At 71.5% G+C, this 260-nt stretch carries 1 pseudogene; it reads right to left on the reverse strand.

Going from position 1 to position 260, the window contains the following annotated elements:
- Positions 1-260, reverse strand: a pseudogene (locus KVS67_RS12215) (acyltransferase); the annotation flags it as partial.

Genomic DNA, 260 nt, shown 5'->3' on the forward strand with positions numbered 1-260 from the left:
TTGGCGCCCAGGGCAACCACGACGACGTCGCTCAGCTGGCCGTCCGCCTTGAGCTTCTCGATCTCGTCCGGGGCGTCCCAGATCTGGTAGCCCACCTCCGCCTCCAGCAGCATCCCCGGTAGCTGCTCCATGTGCTTTGGCGCGGCCGAGAGCGAGACGGAGTCGCCGATCAGGGTGACGTCCGGGCCGGGCTCGGACGGCGGCAGGGCCGCGGTGAGCTGCCCCTTGGAGTACGTGGGGCGCGTGACGGCCGGGTCGCC

Source organism: Micrococcus sp. GbtcB5, from assembly GCF_019091605.1.
Lineage (GTDB): Bacteria > Actinomycetota > Actinomycetes > Actinomycetales > Micrococcaceae > Micrococcus > Micrococcus luteus.